The organism is Clostridium sp. UBA3061, assembly GCF_002367465.1.
Classification (GTDB): domain Bacteria; phylum Bacillota; class Clostridia; order Clostridiales; family Clostridiaceae; genus Clostridium_J; species Clostridium_J sulfidigenes.
Genome location: NZ_DFCF01000006.1, coordinates 97,894 through 119,140 on the forward strand (window position 1 = coordinate 97,894; position 21,247 = coordinate 119,140).

The window sequence follows — 21,247 nt, forward strand, 5'->3', positions numbered from 1 at the left end:
TTATAGCGTTACACAAACTTTAAAAGTTCGTGAAAGCTATTAATTACATAATCATATTCTTTAACTTCCCCAAAACCATATCGTGCATAAATAAAGGGTATATTAGCAATTCGTGATGCTTTTAAATCTTCCTCAGTATCACCAACATATACTGAACTAATTAAGTTATTTCTTTTTATTATTAGTTTTATATTCTCACCTTTACTTAAACCTGTTCTTCCTACATTCTCATAATCTATAAAATATTTATCTAACTTATGTGATTTAAAAAAGGCTTCTATATATCCACATTGACAGTTACTAACAATAAATAATTTATATTTTTTAGATAATTCCTTTAAAGTTTCCTCTACCCTATCATATAGAATTGCACCATGTTTGCCTAAATGATTACATTCATCCTTACAGCAATGCTTAACTATTTTAAGTCTATTTTCTTCTTCTAAATATGGGAAAAACTTTAATGCAACATCCTCTATTACTAACCCCATAACACCCTTCATATCATCAAGCGTAAGTTTATTTATCACCTCATCATAGTTACCTATAGTTTTATTCCATGAATCTATAACACTAGATGTTGAGTCCCATATAGTTCCATCTAAATCAAAAATAATACTATCTATGTCCATATTTTTACACCCCATTTAACAGAATAAATGTATTTAACCCTATAAATCTAAAGCCATAATTATTTCATCTTCATCTACTTCTCCTGTATGATAAAATCCTAACTTTGTATAAAGATTTTTAGCAGCAATATCACCATCACAGTAACATAAAACTATTCTGCTGTATTTTGCATTATTTCTCATCAGTTCTATTGCTTTGGATACCGCTTCTTCTCCATATCCATTTCTCTGATATCTTCTATCAATCATCATTTAATCAAATACAAAGGCTTGTAATTCATCACACTCTCTATACATTAATAATCCTACTATTTCACTATCATTATATATTGCTTTAGCTTGACTTCTTTGAGATCTAAAAACATAAGCTCTAGCCAAAATACCAACATTAGAGCATACATAATGTTGCTGTTCTTTTTCCACTTCTAGTAAGTTAACATCTCTCCAATTTTTCTCCGTAACTTCTTTTAAAAGTATCATTAAACTCCCTCCCTAGCATTCTCCAGAAACAGTAATCTTAATAAAATTATACCATATTACGCCAGATTATCATCCATATATTTGTATATGTAGTAAAATTAGAAAATAAAAAAATATCGTATACTCATTTCTGAATAATCCGATATTTTATAACCTTACTATTTAATATAATACATGTTCAACTCTAAAGTACTTCCACAATTACTTTCTGCTTTATTGAATCCACCTTCTATTCCACCTAGAGCTTTAACTAACTGAATACTATTAGGATTACGACGATCTGCCTCATAAATAAAATAATCTAAATCCATATGTTCACGAAAAAAGTTAGTTAGACCAGTAATAGCTTCATATCCATACCCCTTACGTTGCTCATTCTTTCGTATCCATAAACCCACCTCAGGAGTCTTAGTATCTATCAGATGAATCTCTATACTTCCAATGAATTTATATTCCTTATCTAAAATACAACACACCAAATTTGTTCCCATTTCTTTAAGTTCTGTAAACTCATCAATAAATTTTCTTGTACTATCTAGGCTTTTAAAAGGCTCTGGATACTGGTATTTTGTTATTTCATCATTAAATTCAGTAAAATAATCATATGCAAATTCTTCTGAAATAGGCACAAGAAGTAACCTACTTGTTTCTATATTAAATCCTTTTTCATTAATAATATCCTTTATCATTCTTACCTCCGTTATATCTGAAAAACCAAATATCTTATCTAACTCATTTATCTACACTAGAGTTTTATCAACCATTATTTTTTGTTTCTTAACTATTTAGTTGAATTATGTATTATAACTGTTTCAAATCATTAACAGTCATTCCCTTTAATCTAGTACCATGGTTTTCACTATCAAAGTGAACATTACTATGTTTAGGATACATAAATTCGATCATTGCGAAGTTTGCAACATCAACTAAAAATTCTGTATTACCAGTTTCTTTATACTTTTTTAATCTTATTTCTAGATTTTCAACTGAATTAATTAAACCCTCACCATAGTTATTTTTTATAGGACCGTATTTATGATAACTGACGAACATTCTATTTTTTCTTAGTTTATCAAATTCTTCACTATATTCTGTCTGTAATACTTGTTCTATATCATTCATAATTTTCTCCTTAACTTTGCTTCACTATCTTAGAAATGCATCATTCATAAAAATATCATGAACTATTTAATATTGTTTATTCTCTTTTTTTATATTTACTTACTAACATCCATACAAATAGTTCAGGCATTAAATTTAATAAGCTAATCATATTTATTCATATGTATGTTCTGAAAAATAAGCAATTTCAATAAAACCATTTCTTTCATATAACTTTTTAGCACCAGTATTTGACTTAGCTACTCGAAGTCTTATGTTTCTAATAGATTCATTCATACTCATATTTCTAATACAATGTGCTAATATATAACTTCCATATCCTTTATTTTGAACTGTAGGTTTAACTACAATATCAGTTATATAGTTTTGGCAGAAAATATATGCACCTACCAACTCATTATTTATCCAGAATGAACGTACTTGGCTATGCTTATCTAAATCAATAAGCTTTTTGTAAAATTGTTCTTCATTTATGGCATTAGTATTTACCTGCCAACCATTATCTTTATATAACTGATAATATGAACTATCAAATAAGTTAATAAATTCTTTTAACATATCACTTTTGAATCCTTTATCAATTAAATTACAACAATTTAAATTAGGTAACTCTTTACCAATGAATTCAAGATGATATCCTTCAACATCTACTTTAAAACCTAATTTTCTTACTTCATTAATTATTTTTAGATTATTCCCGTACACGTTAAAGCATATTTCTTTTGAGTCAAATTTTAAAATATATTCTTTAGTCTTATTTTTTATAATATCTAAAATTTGTTCTATATTGTTTCCATTAAGAAAATAAGCATAAAAAATGCAACAATCTTTATTGTCAACAGCTATAAATACTCCCATATTTTCCACTGTTGATACAGAATATATTATATCCACTTGATTGTTTTCAAATGCTTTTTCTACATACTCTTTTGCATGGGGAGATATATTATCTATGAGCATTAATATTTCTTTAGACTCCATTTATACTACTCCTTCCATAACATGCTTATTCTTCTGTATATATGGTTTCCCATGGATATTTAGAGTAAGCCGTTTTATGCCTTTTAAAACCAATTTTTTTATAGAAATCCTCATTTCCAAAAGTAGCGGTAAGATGAATAGGTATATAGTCTTCTCCTTCCAAAAGTGTGTTCATTAAATTCTTTCCTACACCCTTTTTCTGATATTCAGGCAATACCCCCACATCAAATACTGAGCCATAACATATGCCATCTGATATCATTCTACAGGCTCCTATTAATTTTTCATCATCCCATGCTATAACAACTTTATAACTATTTTTAAATGCTGATTGAATTTTGTGGTATTCATTATTTTCCATAAACCGTTTCAATAATCCAACTCTTTTATATAGGTCAAAAAGTTTATCCCACTGAATATTTTCTAATCCTACTTTATATGATATCATCTATACTTGCCCCTTCCTACTTTTCACTATTAAAATAATTATTTTATTTTAAATAAACATCACATTAAACACTAAAACTCATAATACTTTTTCCTATATGTGACCTGTAAAACAAGTAAATTTAATGAAATTATACCATATTGAACCAAATTATTTTCTATATATTTTTATAGTAATTTATATTTTAAATACCATGTTATTCAACTCTCAAATAATATTACTTTAATTATACAATTTACTATATAGTTAAATCATAAAATAAAAACACCGTGTAATCATTACTGAATACTACGGTATTTTAACCAATGAATATTTATTTTTTATAGATATTTTTAATTTTAGAATATATATATCTACTTCTTAGTAATAGGAACCCATATTTCGCAGGCATAATCATCATCATTTGTATCTCCTGGTAGATAAACTTCAAGTTCATAGTCTGCTGCTCTTTCATATCCACAGTTAGGAAGCCATTCTGCTGTTATTTTTGTCCACATGACATCAATTGGGTGCGCCTTGCCATTGAGGCTTCCTCTTGCAGTAAATACTGCCCATTTTCCTGCTGGTATAGTATAACTTTGCAAATCCGTTACAACATTTTCATCAACTTCAGCACCAATAGCCAGTATAGTTTCTCCATTTTCTAAAGTTTTGGTGAAACCCATCTGCCACATGGGGCTGCGATAAAGTTTGTATTCACATGCTATCTTCCTATCAATATCACCATCCAAAAATTCATCCCAAATATCCCATACTTCACCTAAAGCTTCTTTCCAATCATTAGCTTCAGCATTAGCAGACTGCCTCTTTATTTGTTTAACAAGTCCAACCAATTTTATTTCTTTCTTTTCCTCAATACGATACTCCATCTCAACATCTCCTTTTATTGAAATATGAAAAGTGATGGGTGGGTAGGCTTTAAGTTTTACTCCCAAAGTGCGCGCTACCTTAGGAGTTACACCATGCATTCCAACGAAAGCACGAGTAAATGCATCGGGCGAATTATATCCATACTTTATAGCAATATCAATAACTTTTTTATTGCTACTTTGTAAATCTAATCCTGCAAGGGTTAATCTTCTACGACGAATATATTCAGATAGAGATACTCCTACAACATAAGAAAAAACACGTCCAAATTGATGCATTGAGCAACAAGAAACTTTTGCTACTTCATCATACATAATATCATCAGTCAAATGATTCTCAATATAATCTATTGTTGCTGTCATTCTATCAACCCATTCCATTTTACCTTCCCCTTTCATATTTAATTGTAACAAAGGAAATATAAGACTACCCTACATTCCTAGTACAAATATGTAGGGTAGTCATCGGATAACGATTTACCCTAATGGACAACGAGTTCTAAGTATCGAAAGTACTGATACTAAGAACTCTATTTATAATTCTTTTGACATGGTTATAAATTCCATTTCTCCCTTAACTGTTTTTCCTATGAATTCATTTATAACTTTAAAATCTAAACTTTTATATAATCTTATAGCTCTTTCATTAAATTTAAGAACTGAAAGCTCTATATTTTTTAAATTGTACCTTTCCTTAGCAAATTCTAAAATAGCTTGTAAAAATTCCTTTCCCATGCCCTTGCTTGTTAAACTTGGTCTCATTTGAATTGAAAAGCTTACTTTATCATTAAGGTAAAAAGCACAATTTCCTACTAATTCATTTTTATCATCATAAATTGCGTACACATTATCATCCATAGGAAAACTTTTTACATAATTTATTTTTCCTTCTGAGAAGTCATTATCAAAAAATGAGTAAATTCCTTCATACTTCCATGTAATCATATCTTCAACATCATTATTTGTTACTTTCCTAAATTCATATTTTGTAATTTTATTCATCCCCGAATCCCCCTATTTATAATTTAACATTTTGTAAGTTTCACTGCTTATATGTAATTTAAATTTATATATTACATATTTATACATATTATAACATACTTTTCAATATATTTATATCTATTACTTTTTTAAAGAATATTATTTATCCACTTTTCTAATTTAGGAATTATCTCAGAATAGTATGTAAGAGCATTTATTGTTTCAGTTACTTCATTAATTCCCAAATTCTGTTCTTCCTTATCTACACATTCAATACCTAAAGATCTTTTTAAGTTATACTCTAACCAACTAAGTTTACCTAGAAATCCATTGAATAATACTATTCTCCAATTTCCATTTAATGGACCATGTATATTTTTATATCCTCCTATAAAAGCTAAAAATTTTTCTTTATTAATGTTTCCGGTTTCATTTTCAGCCCAATATATAGCTGTTTCAATTAATTCTTGCATAGGATTTACATAGCCAGCAGCCTCCCAATCAATAATAATTGGTTTATCATTGCTCCACATAACATTTTTAGAATCTAAATCCCTATGACTAATAACCATTTCTGTTGCAAGTAATTTTGAAGACCTTTTTGCCTGAATACTCCATTCATACAGCCTATCAACTACTTCACTCATCAAGTTTACCCAGATCATATTATTTTCTTTTCCCATTTGTAAATAATGATTCCAATTCGTTATTTTTTCATTATCTGACCAATTATTAACTATCATTAATTCTGAAAAGTCTGTCATATGTATATCAGCAAGCATAGAACCTATCTTTTCACAGTTAACTATGCTTATTCTACCAGATTTTAGACTTTTACCATCTATCCAATCAAATACAAGATAAAATTGATTATCTATCTCGTGGATAAAAGTTTCATTAAATCTTTTAGCTGGAAGAGCTGATACACTCTTTGATGCAACATTAGCAATCTCCTCTGAATTGATGAAATTTTTCATTGCCTCGTCTCTTAGCATTATTTGAGGATTTAATGCTTTAACAGCATATTTATCTTTTGTTGTTTTGATAGCATACATTCTATGCAAAAGACCTCCGGATATTCTTCTAGGTTCATCTACTATCTTACCAATTTGTAAAAATTCACATAGTCTTTCAAATTGAAGATTATAATGTATATCACCCATTCTTTAAACTCCTTCACCATCTTATTCTATTTTTTCATTAATTACCTCGAAAGATTTTAATATCATTTTTATTTACCTTCCTAATATGCATATTGCTATATTCTTATAATTTCTCCTTTATTCCTATAAGTGAAATTAATCCATGTGCCAAGGTTTCTCCCCAAGATAAGTAATCATGTCCTCCATTAAACCATCGCAAATCAACTTTATATCCTTTAGATATCAATGTATCTCTTAAATTTATATTAGAATCTATAATTTTATACTTAGTTTCTAAAACCCCCATATCTAGGTAAAATTTAAGAGGAAGCCTGTTTACTTCTTTAAACATTTTGCTCATCCAGCAATCCTCATCAGGTACATAGTCTTCTGAATTATACCAAAAATAACCTGATTGAGAAAGGACATTTCCAAAAACTTCTGAATAGTTTAACCCTAAATAAGCTGCTGTTAATCCTCCTAGACTAAGTCCACAAATTATAGCTTTTTCTGGCATGCTAGAAATATTATAATTTTTTTTAGCCCATGGGATTACCTCCCTTGCAATGCACTTACAAAATGAATCATTACACTTTAGTTCTTTTCCTCTATTTTTTGTTGAATCAATAAATATGGCAACTATAGGTGGTATTTCTTTAGTGGCAATAAGATTATTCAAAGTTTCTATTGCAGAAAGATTAGAGATATAATCATCACCATCAGTTAAAACCATAAATCCATAAGGTTTTTCTTTCTTATCATATCCATAAGGTGTATAAACTCTGATTCTACGCTTATCCTCTAAGTTTTTACTTTCAAACCTATGTTCCTCTATTTTTCCTTCTGGTACATCTTCTATTTTTGTTGACCAAATATCTTCAGGTGACTTAGGCATTAATACATAAGAACCCTTATCTTCTGGATTCTCTTTATCAAAACTCAATGCTTTTTTACAAAACTTATCATACTTAACTCTACTACCAAATCTTTCATTCCAATCATCATCCAATGGATCATTTGGTGAAAAGTAATATATAAATCTTAAATTATTTCTTACTTCATAAGTAATAAACCATAGATCCGTTTCCATTATTTTTTCCATTTGAAAATCTCTATAGTTATCTTTAAATCTATCTAATCCTATATCAGGTATAAACAAAACATTTTTACACTCTTTAATCCCTTCATATATAAAAGTAACTAAGCTATTCTTATCATCATTTTCTATATGTTCTATTATTGGAGAACCCTTATGTTGTAAATCATGTGTAAATTCTTCTACAGCCTTATGTCCATTCTGTTTAATCCTTTTTTCTAATTCAGTAATAGTTTTACTTTTTATTAAAGATTTTTTCATATAAATCTTTACTCCCTTCATTCACATAGCACTAAAAAAGTGAATCCTCATTTTATAACTCCCATAAAGTCATTAAAAGTAAGTATTAAAACCAAAAGCAGCTCCAAGGAAATTATACCATATTATACAAAATATCTATACTTGGTAATTTATATATAACACTTTAGCATTCAATTATTAAAAAATACCGTATATTCATTTTAAAGAATAATACGGTATTATAATATTCATTTTCTATTTATCTTTATATACATTTGAGTAGTCTATTTTTATTAAAAATTAATCATATTAATTTATAGGAAATTGTAGCTCTGTTACATATTCATTGGGATCATCTGTTACCCATTCACCTTCATGGTATATTTCACGCACTGGTCCACAGATTGAATACTTATTTTCTGAAATCCATTTGTACATTATTTCATAGGTTTCTCCAATTGTAGCAAATGAGCCATTATGAACTATACAAGCCATTTTTTCTATCATGGGCAGTTCAGATACTTTGACAGTATCACCTTCTGGGATTAATTTTGTTATAGGTTCTACAACCTCCATATCCTGTATTGAAGTATTATCTTTATGATAAAGTGTCATACACGGAATTGTACGTTTTCCTTTTACTTTATCTATATATTCATTAACTTGTGCCCATAGGCTTTCACAAAATTCATCATAAGTTTGATTACCATCCTTCACAAAACATTTTCGCAATGATGCAACTAAGATTTTTTCTACTTTTTTAATTGAAATTTCATTCATAGTAGGTATGCCTCCATTCTTTATTAAAAATATATTTGTACGAAGACGTTGAAGCCTACTTGTTTCTAGTTCTAGTGCCTTTTCAAGTAAATCTGCTTTCACTTCCAAAACCTCTATAAGCGACTCATTACTAGAATTATTATTAAAGAAATTGCTAATTTCAACAAGTGAAAATCCAGCATCCTTTAAAGCAATTATTTTATTTATGGTTATAAGTTGACTTGCATCATAGTATCTATAACCAGTAAATTTGTCTATATATATAGGTTTTAAAATTCCTACATTGTCATAATGATACAGTGTATTAATTGAAAGTCCACTCATACGCGAAAATTCACCAATCTTAAACATAACTTCACCTCAACAAATAAGCTCTACAAGTGTGCACCTTGCCATCTATTATTATTATAAACCCTTCGGTAACCCAAGAGTCAACTACTATAAAAAAGTTAGAGGTTAATCCAACTTCCTCTCTTTTCATAAATTTATATCGGCTTCTAATAAAGTAAGAATATAAATTATAAAACATATAAAGTAAATCGAATTGTGACGATAATAATAGAGTGATATCAAAAATATAATCCTATATTATATTTTAAATTTATTTTATTTGAAATTTTTGTAGAATAATAAACTCAGTAGAATATATTTTTTACTATATTTATAATTTTTACATATATATTGTACCATTTTGTTTATATGTAATATATATATTTAAACATCAAATTCAAATGTGAATGGGGAGGACTTTATGGGAATAAAAATTCAAGAAGTATCAATATATCATCCTAAAAAAAGAATAGAGAATCAACACTTCATTAACAAATATGGACAAGATTTAGAAAAACTTTTAAATCACTTAGGAAGAAAGTCTAGGTATTTAGTTGATAACAATACAGAAAATTCTCTTACTATGAGTGTGGAAGCTACTAAATCCTGTTTGAAAAAAGCTAATGTTAAGGCTTCTGAATTAGACATTATTGTATTTGTTAGTGATTCTGTAGAACATTTAATACCTACTAACGCTCTTTTGATACGAGATGCTATAGATGCATGTAACTGCGATTTAACTTATGACATGAACGATAATTGTATAGGAATGATAACAGCTATAGATAGCATTGCGACCTATATGAAATCTAAAAGTAAATATAAAAAATCTTTAATCGTTGGTGCTTCATATGGCTCACTCCTTGCCAAAAGTGATTGTGAGTTAGTAAATTCTACTGTTGGAGATGGTGCTGCCGCAATATTACTTACTAGTGATGAAGAAACTGATGGGGTTCTTAATTCTGCCTTCCATACTGATTCTAAAAATCATAAATATATGGTTTTCCCTGAATGTGGATTATCCCATATATATGATGAAGAACTGCCTATAGATAGTAAAAAATATGCTTGGGTAAATCATGATGTGTCTTACTTTAGTGATGAATGGGTAAAACTTATCAATAAACTCTTAAAAGAAGGAAATGAATCTATAACAGATGTAAAACACTTCTTATTTTCACAGTTTTCCCATGCTGATATAAAAGAAACATTAAATAAATTAAATTTAGAGGTTAGTAGTGACACTTATACCTTTGTTGCAGATGAATATGGTTATACTGGATGTACAAGCCCGTTTTTTGCGCTTAATAGAGCTATAGAAACTAAAAAGATAAATAAGGGAGATCTCGTTATTTTTTGTTCAGTTGGTTCTGGATACACAATGGGAGCTTTTTTATATAAATTTTAAAGGAGGAATTTTAAATGTATAAAGTAGAAGTTAATAATGCTAAGAAGGTCTTATTTATCACTGTAGGAGGATTTTTTCAAGAGGAGGATGGCAAAAATTTCTTAAATGATTATAATAATGCTGTAAAGTCTATAACTCCATCAAGCTTTACTCTTGCACTTGAAAGTTCAGAATTATCAACATCAAAAGCAGAAATGATTCCAATTCTTGAGAACTGCATTAAAATGTATAAAGCTACTGGGTTCAAAAATATAGTTTCAACACCACCAAGCTCAGCTATTGCTGCAATGCAATTAAAAAGATTATTAAGTTCATTAAATGTAGATATTGAATTTGTATCAGATTTATCTAAATTATAAAATACATATCTTAATTTTAAATAAGTGGTAAATAGCTTATCGACATGATTAGTTATTTGCCACTTATCTCTTGTATATTATAAATTTTAAGCAAAATAGTTATTAAATATATTTCACCTTATTTTTTGATATAATAAAATTAAGTTATATAATAAAGTATATTAAGGAGTGATATTATGAAATTCCCAATGGGTTTTATAGGGCATGGTTCACCAATGAATATCATAACTGACAATAGCTACACAAAAAGTATTTATAATATCTGTGAGACTCTACCTACACCAAAGGCAATAATGGTGGTTACTGCTCACTGGATGTCAGACGGTGCCACTGCAGTTACTACATCCCAAAATCCAGAACTTATATATGATTTTTATGGTTTTCCAAATGAATTATATGAAATAAAATATCCATGTCCAGGTTTTCCTGAAATCAGTAGAATGCTTGAAAATCTTGACATAAAGCCTATTAATACATATGGTCTTGACCATGGAGTTTGGTCAGTCTTAAAACATATGTATCCAAAGGCTGATGTTCCTGTAGTAGCCCTTAGTATTGATATGGCACAACCTGCTATATATCATTACGAAATGGGTAAAAAATTAAAATTTTTAAGAGAGCATGATATTTTAGTATTAGGCAGTGGAAACATTGTCCATAATTTATACTTAGCAGATATGAATTATGATACTACTCCATATCAATGGGCTATTGATTTTGAAAATGAAGTAGTAACAAATCTAAAATCAAGAAACTTTGAATCTCTAATTGAATATGGAGATAAAAAAAATAACGCCATTCCTACTAAGGATCACTATTTACCATTACTATATATACTTGGCATGGTGGATAAAAGTGATACAATAGAAATACTCTATAAAGGTATTCAAAATAAATCTATATCAATGTTAAGCTTTTTATTCAAATAATAGTTTAACATTACCGCCTCCAAAGTATACTAATATATAAGGATTTTATGGTTATATAAATTATTGAATATATTTAAATATTAAGAAATATATTACTGAATATTCCCTTTAATTATATCATTTATATTTTTACTCATATATTCCCAAGTATCCACAAAATCCTTTAGTTCTTCACGGCCTTTATCTGTTAAACTATAATATTTCCTAGCAGGGCCAAGGGGAGACTCCTTCATTTTTGACGATATAAAACCATTCTTTTGCAGGCGTGTATACAGTGGATATAAAGTTCCTTCAGAAATATCAGTAAAACCATTATCCTTTAATATTCTAGCAATGTCATATCCATAAATCTCATCTTTTAAATCTATAATTTTAAGAACACAGCCCTCTAAACTTCCCTTTAATAACTGTGATTTATTATTCATGGTTCCCTCCTTCTATTGATTTTTATTTTCAAAGAAATACTGTATCAAATAAATAGTTATAAGTATGCCCATGAATATTAAATAGTTAACTTCAAAAAGTACCTTTGTTAAAAACAGTTTAGTTAATACAAATATAGCTGTTATAATGCAAAAGCCTATCCATAATAAAAATGTTATCTTTCTATCTTTCTTTTTATCCTCTCCATTAAAAATATTATACATATATTGTATTTTAGATAATAAATAATTAGTTAATATAATTACAATTATAGTATTAACTAACATTGAAACTGTAACTGAAACTGTAAAAAGTGTTGTTTTATTTACCCAACTATCAATTAATTGTCCTACAAACATCTCAAACACGCCAGTAAAAATAATCAATATTATTGGTAGCTTAGAAACCTTCCAGTACACTTTTTCTAGCACTGAGTACCCTTCTATTGTTTCTGATATAAACTCATCACAAAAGGAATTTATATCACTATTTCCTAGTACTTCTTCTACGTCAATTCCTCTTTCCTCAGCTTGTAAAAATAAATCTAAACAATGGTGTATAAACTCCTCAGCATCATGATCATTAATATTTGAAAACCGTATTTTAAATAATATATTTTCAAACTTTTCCTCATTTTCTTTACTTAGTTTATTAATAAACTTATTAACCTCTTTTATATACTGTTTTGTTTTCATAAACTGCCCCTCCAAAACTTATTTCCAGTACTATTTATCACAAGGTATATTGTAATGCATAATAGTCCTTTTCTATATTGTATTGCATGGTAGTATTTTTGTCAATAAAAAAGCTTCAACTACATTTTAAATCTTACATTGTAGTTGAAACTTTATTATTTATCAAGTATAAAAAACTATAAATTTAGTTATAACTATTAAACTTACGCTATCTTTGTCTTATACCATCAACTTTAATAGTATAGTCAACACTGCTAGAGTTATTTAAAGAGTATAGTTTAATAAAATATTTACCAGGTACAGCCTTAAAGCTTCCACTAGTTCCATCTACTTCACTATTCTGACTCCAGCATACATAATTATTTAAGTTATCTGATTTACACACTATCCAAGTGTATCCTTGCTGAGTACTTCCAACCTTTATATTTACATTAGATGCAGTATCTACATCAAAGTAAAAAACGTCAGTGTCTCCACCTGTAGGTAGTTTTCCTTTTGCATCAATGTTGTTGTATATAGCTACATTTCCAGATTCAAAGCTATTATTTGGTTCTACTTCTGTAATATTACTTGGCACTTCTGGGTCATTATTATAGGACTTTATACCATTGATATTTATACTATAGTTTCCATTTTCTATAGCTTCATCTGTTGAGTATAGTTTAATATAATACTTTCCTGGAGTAGCACTAAAGCTTCCTTTACTTATATCTCCTTCAGTGTATTGCTTCCAACAGACGTAATTGTCTAAGTCATTCTCCTTAGAAACTATCCAAGTTATTTTAGATGAATTTCCTGTAATCTTTATATCAACTTCACCAGCATTATCTACTTCAAAAGCAAATGTATCCTCATCATTAGCATTTTGTATAGTACCAGTTACATCTTTATTATTAGCTATAAAGTAATTAGCCTGATTATAATCATTATTGGGTTCTACTTCTGAAGTTATTCCATTTTCTCCAGATGTTTTGCTAGCTTTAATATTAAATGTTGTTTCTCCAATGGCACCTTTGTTATCCGTAACTTTAAGGGTAACAACATAATTTCCTTCTTTATTATAAGAGTGAGTTGGATTTTTAGTTGAACTCGTAGATCCATCTCCAAAATCCCAATCATATGCTACTATAAATCCATCTGAATCTGCAGATTTATCTGCACTAAATAAAACCGTCTTATTTACTTCTACATTATCTGGAGCATCTATACTTGCAGTAGGAATTTTATTTTCAGGATTTACTGAGCTATCATTTAAAAGTCCTTTAAACACTAAGTTATATTCATATTTACCATTGACAACTTTATAATCAGTAAAATAGCAAGTTACTGTTTCATAGCCTGTCCAACCCTTTAATAATAGGTTTTTAAGCATTTCATTAGCTTTTTGATTCATTTCATTATTATCCTGTAATCTTCCTTTTGAAGTTCCACCTACATACTTACCAGATATCTTAAATGTGTTGAAATCTGCTGAATAAGTTTTATCTTGATTTACACCACTAATTCTACTTATACTTACTATGTCGGAAGAAATTTCTTCTATAGTTCTTTTAGGATGAACCTTTGTATAGCTATCTGATACCAATGGAGTTCCTATAGTAGTATCCCCTATTAATTGCTGCATATATTGTTGATATTCTACATTTTTGTTTGAGTCAACCTTTAATTGTGAAATAAAATTTCTGTATGCTTTTATGTCAGTATTAATCACATAATCATTTATTTTATTTAATGATTCCATATCATTATTATACATGTAGCTTACAAGGGCAAAGCCATAATTATAGAATTGCCATCCACTATTGTATCCAGAAGATATAGTTTGACTTAATGTAAATCTGTTGGCTTCTTCCTTTGCAAGTTGATTCACTATAGCTTCTCTTGGTTTTACTCCTTCTGTACGAGTAGATCCAGCAAAGAACTCTGCTGAACCTTCTTCAAACCAAGTCAAATCTTCATTTTCATAAAATGGGCCTTGTCCCCATAAACCAGGAACTAAATATCTACCCTGTAGATAGTGAGTAAATTCATGTCTAAATAGTTCTTCTAAGCTATAAATACTTTCGTGAATTGTTCTTTCGTAAGTGTAAAAAGTTCCTATAGGTTCTATATATATTCCACCATTATCTGTACTAACATTACCTAAATATTGATTCATTTTATACTCTGATGGGGAGTTGAAAATTTTTATAGTTAGAACATTATCTTTATTTCCAGCTTCTAAAACTTTATCACTTCCAATATTTCTAAAGAATTGAGCTTCTACTTCCTTTGCTGCCCAATAAAGTCTTTTTACCTTTTCTTCTGAAACATTAGATCCAACTTGCATTACTATTGAGCCATTATCAAATGTATACTTATTAGGTAGGTACTTGTTGTAACCCTCTTCTTGAAGTTGGGTATAGTTTATATTTTCTCCACGTGAGTTGATGCCTTTGTATAGATAATCAATTCTTTCTGCTGCTATAAAAAATTTCTCTGAATACTTATTTGAAGTATCCATAACATCAGTTAATAATCCAATTGCCATCTTCTGATTGCTGTGGAACACACCTAGTTCTCCTATTTGATAAATGGCATTATTAACTAACCATTGGTTACCACTACTAGTATTTTTCATCAATGCTATTTCTTTTAATTCATTTATAAAGGTATCAATTTTACCGTAGTAAGGCATTGTTGCAGGATCTTTTCCGTAGGCTGCAGAAGTTAAATCATAGGATATACCTTTAATTACTCCGTAGATAGCATTAGCCTTTGATAAATCAGTGCCATATATCTCTATATTGATTTTATAATCTCTTAATAGTGCTGCTGACTTATTAACTATTTCTACACTGGAAGATGCATTTCCAATTAAAGATCCAAAACTTTCAACTACACCATTTTGAAGTTTATTTCCAAACTTAAAGTTAGGATTGTCAATCATTGAGTTTAATGCTGGTAAGCATAAGTCTTTAAAGTTTCTATCATTTAGATAACTTAATTCAGTATTATAATATCCTAAATAGAACCCTGATCTTAAAACTTCTACTATAGTGGGAATACCATTGTTATTAGTGCCTGTAAAAGTTTTAGCTCTTGTATCTAGAGCCTCTATTATATACTTTACACGAGCTCTATCACCGTAAAATTCTTGTGAATCTGCAGAATACTTAAATAGTCCATCGATATTTCTCCACTCTAAGGATGCAATAGTATTAACCATTTCTGGATAGCTCATCGCTGAAAGTTCTTTTAATGTATAGTTGCGCTGAGCTTCAACTGCTTTTGTATCTACACTCTTCTCTTCTGAAGGTTTAAGTAAACTGACATCATCTACTTTAGCCTCTGCTAATGTTTTAGCTTGAATAATTTCTTCATTATTTAAAATCCCATCTTTTAATACTCCATATGGTTTTAGCTTTTGTTCTAAATTTTGCTTTAAACTATCCTTATTATATTCTGCTACTATATTTATTGGTATCTTGTCCATATCTTCCATAGTCATAGCCATAACTCCAGTCGATGTATTTACCACCATAAATACACTTAAACATGCTAATGAAGCATTTCGCTTAAAATTTTTCCTTCCCATAAATCGGATTAAATTTTCAATTGATGTAATTTTAATCTTTTTATTCATTTTAATACCTCCATTGTAATTTTTTATATTTTATATAATTATACTACTTTCATGAATAATTGCAATGTTTTTTAATCATTTTTTATATAATTATGAATATTTTTTATATTTTTTCAATATTTCAAAATACTACAGTAAATTTATATATAAATATTTTCTATAAACAAAAAAATCCTTACATCAAGCTATTACTTGATATAAGGATTTATTAAAGTCTATTATAGTATTGCAGACTAAAAAATTCATGTTCTATACGAACTATACATTATTTAAAATTATCAATAACCTAGTTGTTCTCCCACAATAATTACTTTTATTCTATTTTTAATAAACTGACCTCTTATAATTGTGAAATCATTACATATTCTGTTGGGACTTTTACAATCTACACAATAGCCTAATGTAGTACATGGAGTATCTTTATTTAACCTCTTGGCATCAATAGGAGCAGCATAATTTCTAACTCTTTTTTCTGCCTCCTCTATGTCCTTTACAATCTTATTTATTCCAGCTACTAGAATAACTTGCTTTGGACCATAAAGTATGGGTGCAACCCTACTTCCATTACCATCAATATTATATAGTTCACCATTCTCTGTTAATGCATTAGTACTACACATGAATGTAGTTGCAGAAAAATTTTTTAGATAAATTTCCCTCTTCTCTTCACTAGTAATACCATCTCTATACTTGTCCAAAAATACATAATCACCTTTGCGTAGAAAATCTATAACCCCTGTTTCAAAAAGTGTCATAGAGTCTCCTACTCCTACTGTGGAATTATCATCTATTAGCTTCTTTAAAAGCATTATTAGCTCATTTTTATCTTTAACAAAGAATCCACCCATGTTTCTTCTGTTCAGATTTTTTATAGTTCTATCAATTCTCTTCTCCATATACCATAAAGTATTGTTATCCATTTTAAGTGCTCCTTTCTAAAATAGAATTTTACATTTTAGTTGCTTTTGTAGATTGTATTTTTTCATAATACGCTCTTTTCTTCTTTCATAATTTATAAATAACTAACTGCTATTCTAATAATCTTTTTGAATTTACTTTTATATTTCACAATATGATTGAAAAGTTCTTCATGAGTTGGTTCTTTGTATCTATGAGCAATTCTATTTCTAATTAACTTAGATTTTTCTAAGAATTCATAAGTATCCTGATCTAAAATTCCCTCTTCTCTAAATATTTTTAAGCTATCACTTAAGCTTATACCTATCTTAAATCTCTTTATTTCCTTTAGTATAATGGAGCATAAATCCTCAAGGATGGTATGAAAACTAACAAATAACTGCCTTAAACTTGATTTTGCTAACTTTAAGAGTAATCTATCATTGCTAGTTTTAATAATTTCTATACATTCTTCTATATCACTACTACATTCCTTTAAATCCTCAATTATCCTCATAAGTCTTTCTTCATTCATACAAAACATCAACCTTTCTAAAATGAATAAAATTTTCATTTTCTCTATATATCCACTCCACGTCATCGCAAAACTCTTCAAAGACCTTATTATCAGTTGAATATATAATTTCGCAAGAGTTTAGAATACTTATCTTAACAAATATATCTAAAGTTTTACTCTTTAAATCTACAACATCAATTTCTCTTTCTAAAAACCTTTCTAAAAATAACTCTATTTCTAAAATATCATCTAATGAGAAACTACCTTTTCCTAATACTGCAATATCTACATCTGATTCTTCATTAAACTCTTCAGTTAAAACACTTCCAAATACAACTATATTTATAATGTCAAATCTCTTTATAAAACCAGTAAATTCTTCTGATTTTAACTTATTTAAGATTTCTTCTTTAATTAATTGGTTTGACAATGTGATCACCAACTTTTCTAATATTCATATCTTTATTATATACAACATTTGTAAAATAATAAACCGTATTGTAAAATAAAATACGCTATACTACTTATCATTTTATTTATTTTATATACATATTTTATTAATATTTTTAATGATTACTTAACAACTTTTGAAATTTATTGTAAATAGTTAATTTAATTAATTTATTTATAGTGTTTTATGTTAAAATAAAACTATAATATTACTTACATTAAAATTTTACGTTTTACATTTTCATTTAATTTTAAACTCTTATGAGATGAATGCTGGTTATGTTTTCGTTTCCATTTCCAGCATTTGTCTTATAACCTAAATGTATAGATAATCAACATACCCTAAAAATATATAAGAGTAGTGCTAATTTAATTATGGTACTACTTTTTTATTTAGGCTTATCTTAACTTTTTAGTCATAACTCTGCCTTTCTAAAAATATATTTTTAAAGAAAGGAGCGATGAGAAAATGGGTAAGCAAAGAAGAGGTAAGGTTATTAAGAAAATAGTAGGTTGGAGAGGTACATGCCCTCTATGCGGTAGAAAAAGAGTAAAATTGGTATGGACTAAGAAATGTGAAGACGGAAAAACTATAAACATCTGTAAAATCTGTTCATCAACAGTAGCTCAATAATTTTAGAACTTAAAAGGATGTTTTGAAATAACCTTATTTCTAAACATCCTTTATATTTATTTTAAAACTCACTCTTTTAACTTTCTTTAATGTACTTAACTATTGCCCACACTAATCCTTTATTGGATATAACATAATAAATCTTTCCATCTTTATATAACTTATTTATCATTTCAAGTTTCTCAAGATAGACTAAGTGGGACATACACTCCCCTAACGCAAAGAATCTTTGAGTTATTGGGAAGTCTTCCCAGTTTTTAATTGTTATACTCCAGTGCATTCTTCCTGCAATTTCATAAGGGGAAAGTTTTTCTCCATTAGCCAAAATATCCATGATTTCCTCTAACCTAAGATCATAATGGTCCTTGAGTTCTCTTATTCTCCTTTTAGTATTCCTTATAATAGCTCTATGAGAAGAAAGTGTTACGTCTATAGGTAGAGATGCAACTCTATCTAAGCTATCAAAGTATTCCTGTAAAGGGTTTTCCATCCATTGCTCAAGGTTATAGGCTATATTTGGAGTTATCTTTGCTAATATTAAATCTCCACCAATTAAAATCCTATGGTTTTCTTCGTATAAGCAGCAATGAGCTGGGGTGTGCCCTGGAGTCAAAATGCATTTAAACTCATACTTTCCTACCTTTAATGTTTCCCCATCCTTAATATCTGTATAAGTTGGCTCAGTGAAACTTTCCTCAAAACCTTCTTGATCTCTTAGAGCTTTTAGTGCTGATACCGCCTTGCCCTTAGGAAACCCCATGGCTTCATTAAATATATTCATTTCTTCCATATAAGTTACTTTTCTTAAATTATATATCTCTTCACTTTCTCTCGGATGAATATAAGCCTTATTATTAGAATTTAAAAGAAATGGTACAAGACCTGTATGATCATCATGAAGATGAGTTAAAAATATATCCGTATTGTCCATATTTACATTCAATTCTTTTAAACTTTGTCTTAAGCTTTCTAAAGATTTAACCTTGCGAAAGCCTGTATCCACAAGTAGATTTCTTTCATTACCCTTAATTAAATAGGCATTTAGTGCCCTTAAAGGATTATCCGGAAGTTCTACCTCTATTTGATATATATCTTCAAATAATTCTCTTATCATCAGTATCTCCTTATCTTTTGCCTCATTACTAGAAACCAAATAAAAACTTTTTATAACATTACGCTCTATAATTTTAATCATATTGACTAAAATATAGCTAATATTTTTACTTAACAGATTTAAGAACAATTCCTTCCTTAAATCCCCCACGCTGATTCAACTTGCAATTTCTTTTCTCCACTAATTCCTCTTCAGAATATCCTAAATTATGAGCTAGCCCAAACAGCACTTCCATAATATCCGCTAGCTCCTCTAAATTTTTATCCTTTAGATATTCATTTACCTCTTCTTTTAGCTTATCTTCTAATAAAGAAATCATGTCCTCTTTAGACGCAATTTCTATATCGCACTGATTTCCTTCTTCAGCTATCACCTGTGGAATCTTATCTCTTACTAATTTATTATATACTTTCATTATCTATTACCACTGCTCATAATGAACTATTTCTTCTAAATTCTTTCTTGGACGAGGACTTGGTGCTTCATCTGGATAACCTAAAGTTAATACTGCAACCACATACTTATCATCAGGAATATTTAAAACTGGTCTAAAGTCCTTCTGTTCAAACCAAGCAATCCAACAAGTTCCCAACCCTAAATCTGTTGCTTCAAGTGCCATATGTTCAATGGCAATAGATGTATCTCTAATAATTTGCTTAACTTCGAATTCCTTACTATATTCATCAATATAAAGGCCATCACACTTAGGTAACCTTGATTTTATATCTGCAACACACACAAGGTGGACAGGTGCACTAACCATCCACTTTTGATTATACGCAGCAGCTGCAATTTTTTCTCTATTTCTCTGCTCCTTAACCACAATAATTTGCCATGGTTGTGTATTACTACCTGATGGTGCTAGTCTTGCACTATGAAGAATTTGTAATAACTTCTCATCTTCCACTTGTTTATCCATATATCTTCTTATGCTTCTACGCTCTTCAATTGCTTTAATCATAACTCTACCTCCAAACTAATTTATATATTAAATTATGTAGGTATTCTATCTTTAAAATACGCATTTACATGTATCTATTATAACATGTTTGCTACAATTATATAAATCATCCATAACACTTATTGATTGCCTTG

General features: G+C 28.7%; 25 protein-coding genes. 4 read left to right on the forward strand and 21 right to left on the reverse strand.

What is annotated here, in order from left to right; all coding sequences use genetic code 11:
• Positions 1–8 precede the first annotated feature (8 nt).
• The 12 genes from B2P65_RS05065 to B2P65_RS05120 form a co-directional block, all read right to left on the reverse strand.
• A complete protein-coding gene (locus tag B2P65_RS05065; RefSeq protein WP_346879711.1) occupies positions 9–632 on the reverse strand; it encodes an HAD family hydrolase in 624 nt (207 codons plus the stop codon).
• Positions 633–671: 39 nt separating this feature from the next.
• On the reverse strand, positions 672–884 hold the full coding sequence (locus B2P65_RS05070; protein ID WP_346849028.1) for a GNAT family N-acetyltransferase: 213 nt from the start codon (positions 882–884) through the stop codon (positions 672–674).
• Positions 885–1,112 (reverse strand): hypothetical protein, encoded by a 228-nt coding sequence (locus B2P65_RS05075; RefSeq protein WP_346849029.1) that lies wholly within the window; start codon positions 1,110–1,112, stop codon positions 885–887.
• Positions 1,113–1,270: 158 nt separating this feature from the next.
• Positions 1,271–1,801: a GNAT family N-acetyltransferase gene (locus B2P65_RS05080; protein WP_346849030.1), complete on the reverse strand. Its 531-nt coding sequence runs from the start codon at positions 1,799–1,801 to the stop codon at positions 1,271–1,273.
• Between the two features lie 112 nt (positions 1,802–1,913).
• A complete protein-coding gene (locus B2P65_RS05085; RefSeq protein WP_346849031.1) occupies positions 1,914–2,234 on the reverse strand; it encodes a hypothetical protein in 321 nt (106 codons plus the stop codon).
• 153 nt (positions 2,235–2,387) lie between these two features.
• A complete protein-coding gene (locus B2P65_RS05090) occupies positions 2,388–3,215 on the reverse strand; it encodes a GNAT family N-acetyltransferase (RefSeq protein ID WP_346849032.1) in 828 nt (275 codons plus the stop codon).
• A 25-nt stretch (positions 3,216–3,240) separates the two neighbouring features.
• Positions 3,241–3,663, reverse strand: a complete 423-nt coding sequence (locus B2P65_RS05095; RefSeq protein ID WP_346849033.1) for a GNAT family N-acetyltransferase — start codon at positions 3,661–3,663, stop codon at positions 3,241–3,243.
• Between the two features lie 353 nt (positions 3,664–4,016).
• Positions 4,017–4,913 carry an AraC family transcriptional regulator gene (locus B2P65_RS05100; RefSeq protein ID WP_346849034.1) on the reverse strand — a complete coding sequence of 299 codons (897 nt, stop codon included), beginning with the start codon at positions 4,911–4,913 and terminating at the stop codon, positions 4,017–4,019.
• Between the two features lie 153 nt (positions 4,914–5,066).
• On the reverse strand, positions 5,067–5,534 hold the full coding sequence (locus B2P65_RS05105; protein WP_346849035.1) for a GNAT family protein: 468 nt from the start codon (positions 5,532–5,534) through the stop codon (positions 5,067–5,069).
• 128 nt (positions 5,535–5,662) lie between these two features.
• The gene (locus B2P65_RS05110) at positions 5,663–6,676 is read right to left on the reverse strand and encodes a phosphotransferase (protein WP_346849036.1); all 1,014 of its coding nucleotides are present in this window, start codon (positions 6,674–6,676) and stop codon (positions 5,663–5,665) included.
• A gap of 103 nt (positions 6,677–6,779) precedes the next feature.
• Positions 6,780–8,012, reverse strand: a complete 1,233-nt coding sequence (locus B2P65_RS05115) for an alpha/beta hydrolase (protein WP_346879712.1) — start codon at positions 8,010–8,012, stop codon at positions 6,780–6,782.
• A 288-nt stretch (positions 8,013–8,300) separates the two neighbouring features.
• On the reverse strand, positions 8,301–9,122 hold the full coding sequence (locus B2P65_RS05120) for a MerR family transcriptional regulator (protein WP_346849038.1): 822 nt from the start codon (positions 9,120–9,122) through the stop codon (positions 8,301–8,303).
• A 400-nt stretch (positions 9,123–9,522) separates the two neighbouring features.
• On the opposite strand from B2P65_RS05120, the gene B2P65_RS05125 reads away from it, so the two are divergent.
• From B2P65_RS05125 to ygiD, 3 genes are all read left to right on the forward strand, one after another.
• Complete coding sequence (locus tag B2P65_RS05125; protein ID WP_346849039.1) at positions 9,523–10,509, forward strand: 3-oxoacyl-ACP synthase III family protein; 987 nt, start codon at positions 9,523–9,525, stop codon at positions 10,507–10,509.
• Positions 10,510–10,523: 14 nt separating this feature from the next.
• The gene (locus tag B2P65_RS05130; protein ID WP_346849040.1) at positions 10,524–10,868 is read left to right on the forward strand and encodes a hypothetical protein; all 345 of its coding nucleotides are present in this window, start codon (positions 10,524–10,526) and stop codon (positions 10,866–10,868) included.
• Positions 10,869–11,044: 176 nt separating this feature from the next.
• Complete coding sequence (ygiD, locus tag B2P65_RS05135; RefSeq protein WP_346849041.1) at positions 11,045–11,797, forward strand: 4,5-DOPA dioxygenase extradiol; 753 nt, start codon at positions 11,045–11,047, stop codon at positions 11,795–11,797.
• 92 nt (positions 11,798–11,889) lie between these two features.
• Here the strand turns inward: ygiD and B2P65_RS05140 are convergent, their stop codons facing one another.
• The 6 genes from B2P65_RS05140 to mntA all read right to left on the reverse strand — a co-directional run bounded on the left by B2P65_RS05140 (position 11,890) and on the right by mntA (position 18,384).
• Entirely contained in the window at positions 11,890–12,222 is a 333-nt protein-coding gene (locus B2P65_RS05140) for a PadR family transcriptional regulator (protein WP_035131768.1), read from the reverse strand.
• A gap of 12 nt (positions 12,223–12,234) precedes the next feature.
• On the reverse strand, positions 12,235–12,915 hold the full coding sequence (locus tag B2P65_RS05145; RefSeq protein ID WP_346849042.1) for a DUF1048 domain-containing protein: 681 nt from the start codon (positions 12,913–12,915) through the stop codon (positions 12,235–12,237).
• A gap of 208 nt (positions 12,916–13,123) precedes the next feature.
• Positions 13,124–16,540 carry a collagenase gene (locus B2P65_RS05150; protein WP_346849043.1) on the reverse strand — a complete coding sequence of 1,139 codons (3,417 nt, stop codon included), beginning with the start codon at positions 16,538–16,540 and terminating at the stop codon, positions 13,124–13,126.
• Between the two features lie 278 nt (positions 16,541–16,818).
• Positions 16,819–17,460 (reverse strand): lactate utilization protein, encoded by a 642-nt coding sequence (locus B2P65_RS05155; RefSeq protein WP_346879713.1) that lies wholly within the window; start codon positions 17,458–17,460, stop codon positions 16,819–16,821.
• A 92-nt stretch (positions 17,461–17,552) separates the two neighbouring features.
• Positions 17,553–17,972, reverse strand: coding sequence for a HepT-like ribonuclease domain-containing protein (locus B2P65_RS05160; protein ID WP_346879714.1), 420 nt, complete (start codon positions 17,970–17,972; stop codon positions 17,553–17,555).
• On the reverse strand, positions 17,965–18,384 hold the full coding sequence (gene mntA / locus B2P65_RS05165) for a type VII toxin-antitoxin system MntA family adenylyltransferase antitoxin (protein ID WP_414632432.1): 420 nt from the start codon (positions 18,382–18,384) through the stop codon (positions 17,965–17,967). The genes B2P65_RS05160 and mntA overlap by 8 nt, the downstream gene beginning before the upstream one ends.
• Positions 18,385–18,873: 489 nt before the next feature.
• On the opposite strand from mntA, the gene B2P65_RS05170 reads away from it, so the two are divergent.
• Positions 18,874–19,038: a hypothetical protein gene (locus tag B2P65_RS05170; protein WP_167402990.1), complete on the forward strand. Its 165-nt coding sequence runs from the start codon at positions 18,874–18,876 to the stop codon at positions 19,036–19,038.
• A gap of 76 nt (positions 19,039–19,114) precedes the next feature.
• Here the strand turns inward: B2P65_RS05170 and B2P65_RS05175 are convergent, their stop codons facing one another.
• The 3 genes from B2P65_RS05175 to B2P65_RS05185 all read right to left on the reverse strand — a co-directional run bounded on the left by B2P65_RS05175 (position 19,115) and on the right by B2P65_RS05185 (position 21,113).
• On the reverse strand, positions 19,115–20,152 hold the full coding sequence (locus tag B2P65_RS05175) for an MBL fold metallo-hydrolase (protein WP_346879715.1): 1,038 nt from the start codon (positions 20,150–20,152) through the stop codon (positions 19,115–19,117).
• Positions 20,153–20,258: 106 nt separating this feature from the next.
• The gene (locus B2P65_RS05180; RefSeq protein ID WP_346879716.1) at positions 20,259–20,567 is read right to left on the reverse strand and encodes a nucleoside triphosphate pyrophosphohydrolase; all 309 of its coding nucleotides are present in this window, start codon (positions 20,565–20,567) and stop codon (positions 20,259–20,261) included.
• A gap of 6 nt (positions 20,568–20,573) precedes the next feature.
• On the reverse strand, positions 20,574–21,113 hold the full coding sequence (locus B2P65_RS05185; RefSeq protein ID WP_150843949.1) for a nitroreductase family protein: 540 nt from the start codon (positions 21,111–21,113) through the stop codon (positions 20,574–20,576).
• Positions 21,114–21,247: the final 134 nt, after the last annotated feature.

Excerpts from the sequence above, each read along its gene's own strand:
- B2P65_RS05065 (WP_346879711.1), bottom strand. The coding sequence starts at position 632 with ATGGACATAGATAGTATTATTTTTGATTTAGATGGAACTATATGGGAC.
- B2P65_RS05070 (WP_346849028.1), bottom strand. The coding sequence starts at position 884 with ATGATGATTGATAGAAGATATCAGAGAAATGGATATGGAGAAGAAGCG.
- B2P65_RS05075 (WP_346849029.1), bottom strand. The coding sequence starts at position 1,112 with ATGATACTTTTAAAAGAAGTTACGGAGAAAAATTGGAGAGATGTTAAC.
- B2P65_RS05080 (WP_346849030.1), bottom strand. The coding sequence starts at position 1,801 with ATGATAAAGGATATTATTAATGAAAAAGGATTTAATATAGAAACAAGT.
- B2P65_RS05085 (WP_346849031.1), bottom strand. The coding sequence starts at position 2,234 with ATGAATGATATAGAACAAGTATTACAGACAGAATATAGTGAAGAATTT.
- B2P65_RS05090 (WP_346849032.1), bottom strand. The coding sequence starts at position 3,215 with ATGGAGTCTAAAGAAATATTAATGCTCATAGATAATATATCTCCCCAT.
- B2P65_RS05095 (WP_346849033.1), bottom strand. The coding sequence starts at position 3,663 with ATGATATCATATAAAGTAGGATTAGAAAATATTCAGTGGGATAAACTT.
- B2P65_RS05100 (WP_346849034.1), bottom strand. The coding sequence starts at position 4,913 with ATGGAATGGGTTGATAGAATGACAGCAACAATAGATTATATTGAGAAT.
- B2P65_RS05105 (WP_346849035.1), bottom strand. The coding sequence starts at position 5,534 with ATGAATAAAATTACAAAATATGAATTTAGGAAAGTAACAAATAATGAT.
- B2P65_RS05110 (WP_346849036.1), bottom strand. The coding sequence starts at position 6,676 with ATGGGTGATATACATTATAATCTTCAATTTGAAAGACTATGTGAATTT.
- B2P65_RS05115 (WP_346879712.1), bottom strand. The coding sequence starts at position 8,012 with ATGAAAAAATCTTTAATAAAAAGTAAAACTATTACTGAATTAGAAAAA.
- B2P65_RS05120 (WP_346849038.1), bottom strand. The coding sequence starts at position 9,122 with ATGTTTAAGATTGGTGAATTTTCGCGTATGAGTGGACTTTCAATTAAT.
- B2P65_RS05125 (WP_346849039.1), top strand. The coding sequence starts at position 9,523 with ATGGGAATAAAAATTCAAGAAGTATCAATATATCATCCTAAAAAAAGA.
- B2P65_RS05130 (WP_346849040.1), top strand. The coding sequence starts at position 10,524 with ATGTATAAAGTAGAAGTTAATAATGCTAAGAAGGTCTTATTTATCACT.
- ygiD (WP_346849041.1), top strand. The coding sequence starts at position 11,045 with ATGAAATTCCCAATGGGTTTTATAGGGCATGGTTCACCAATGAATATC.
- B2P65_RS05140 (WP_035131768.1), bottom strand. The coding sequence starts at position 12,222 with ATGAATAATAAATCACAGTTATTAAAGGGAAGTTTAGAGGGCTGTGTT.
- B2P65_RS05145 (WP_346849042.1), bottom strand. The coding sequence starts at position 12,915 with ATGAAAACAAAACAGTATATAAAAGAGGTTAATAAGTTTATTAATAAA.
- B2P65_RS05150 (WP_346849043.1), bottom strand. The coding sequence starts at position 16,540 with ATGAATAAAAAGATTAAAATTACATCAATTGAAAATTTAATCCGATTT.
- B2P65_RS05155 (WP_346879713.1), bottom strand. The coding sequence starts at position 17,460 with ATGGATAACAATACTTTATGGTATATGGAGAAGAGAATTGATAGAACT.
- B2P65_RS05160 (WP_346879714.1), bottom strand. The coding sequence starts at position 17,972 with ATGAATGAAGAAAGACTTATGAGGATAATTGAGGATTTAAAGGAATGT.
- B2P65_RS05170 (WP_167402990.1), top strand. The coding sequence starts at position 18,874 with ATGGGTAAGCAAAGAAGAGGTAAGGTTATTAAGAAAATAGTAGGTTGG.
- B2P65_RS05175 (WP_346879715.1), bottom strand. The coding sequence starts at position 20,152 with ATGATAAGAGAATTATTTGAAGATATATATCAAATAGAGGTAGAACTT.
- B2P65_RS05180 (WP_346879716.1), bottom strand. The coding sequence starts at position 20,567 with ATGAAAGTATATAATAAATTAGTAAGAGATAAGATTCCACAGGTGATA.
- B2P65_RS05185 (WP_150843949.1), bottom strand. The coding sequence starts at position 21,113 with ATGATTAAAGCAATTGAAGAGCGTAGAAGCATAAGAAGATATATGGAT.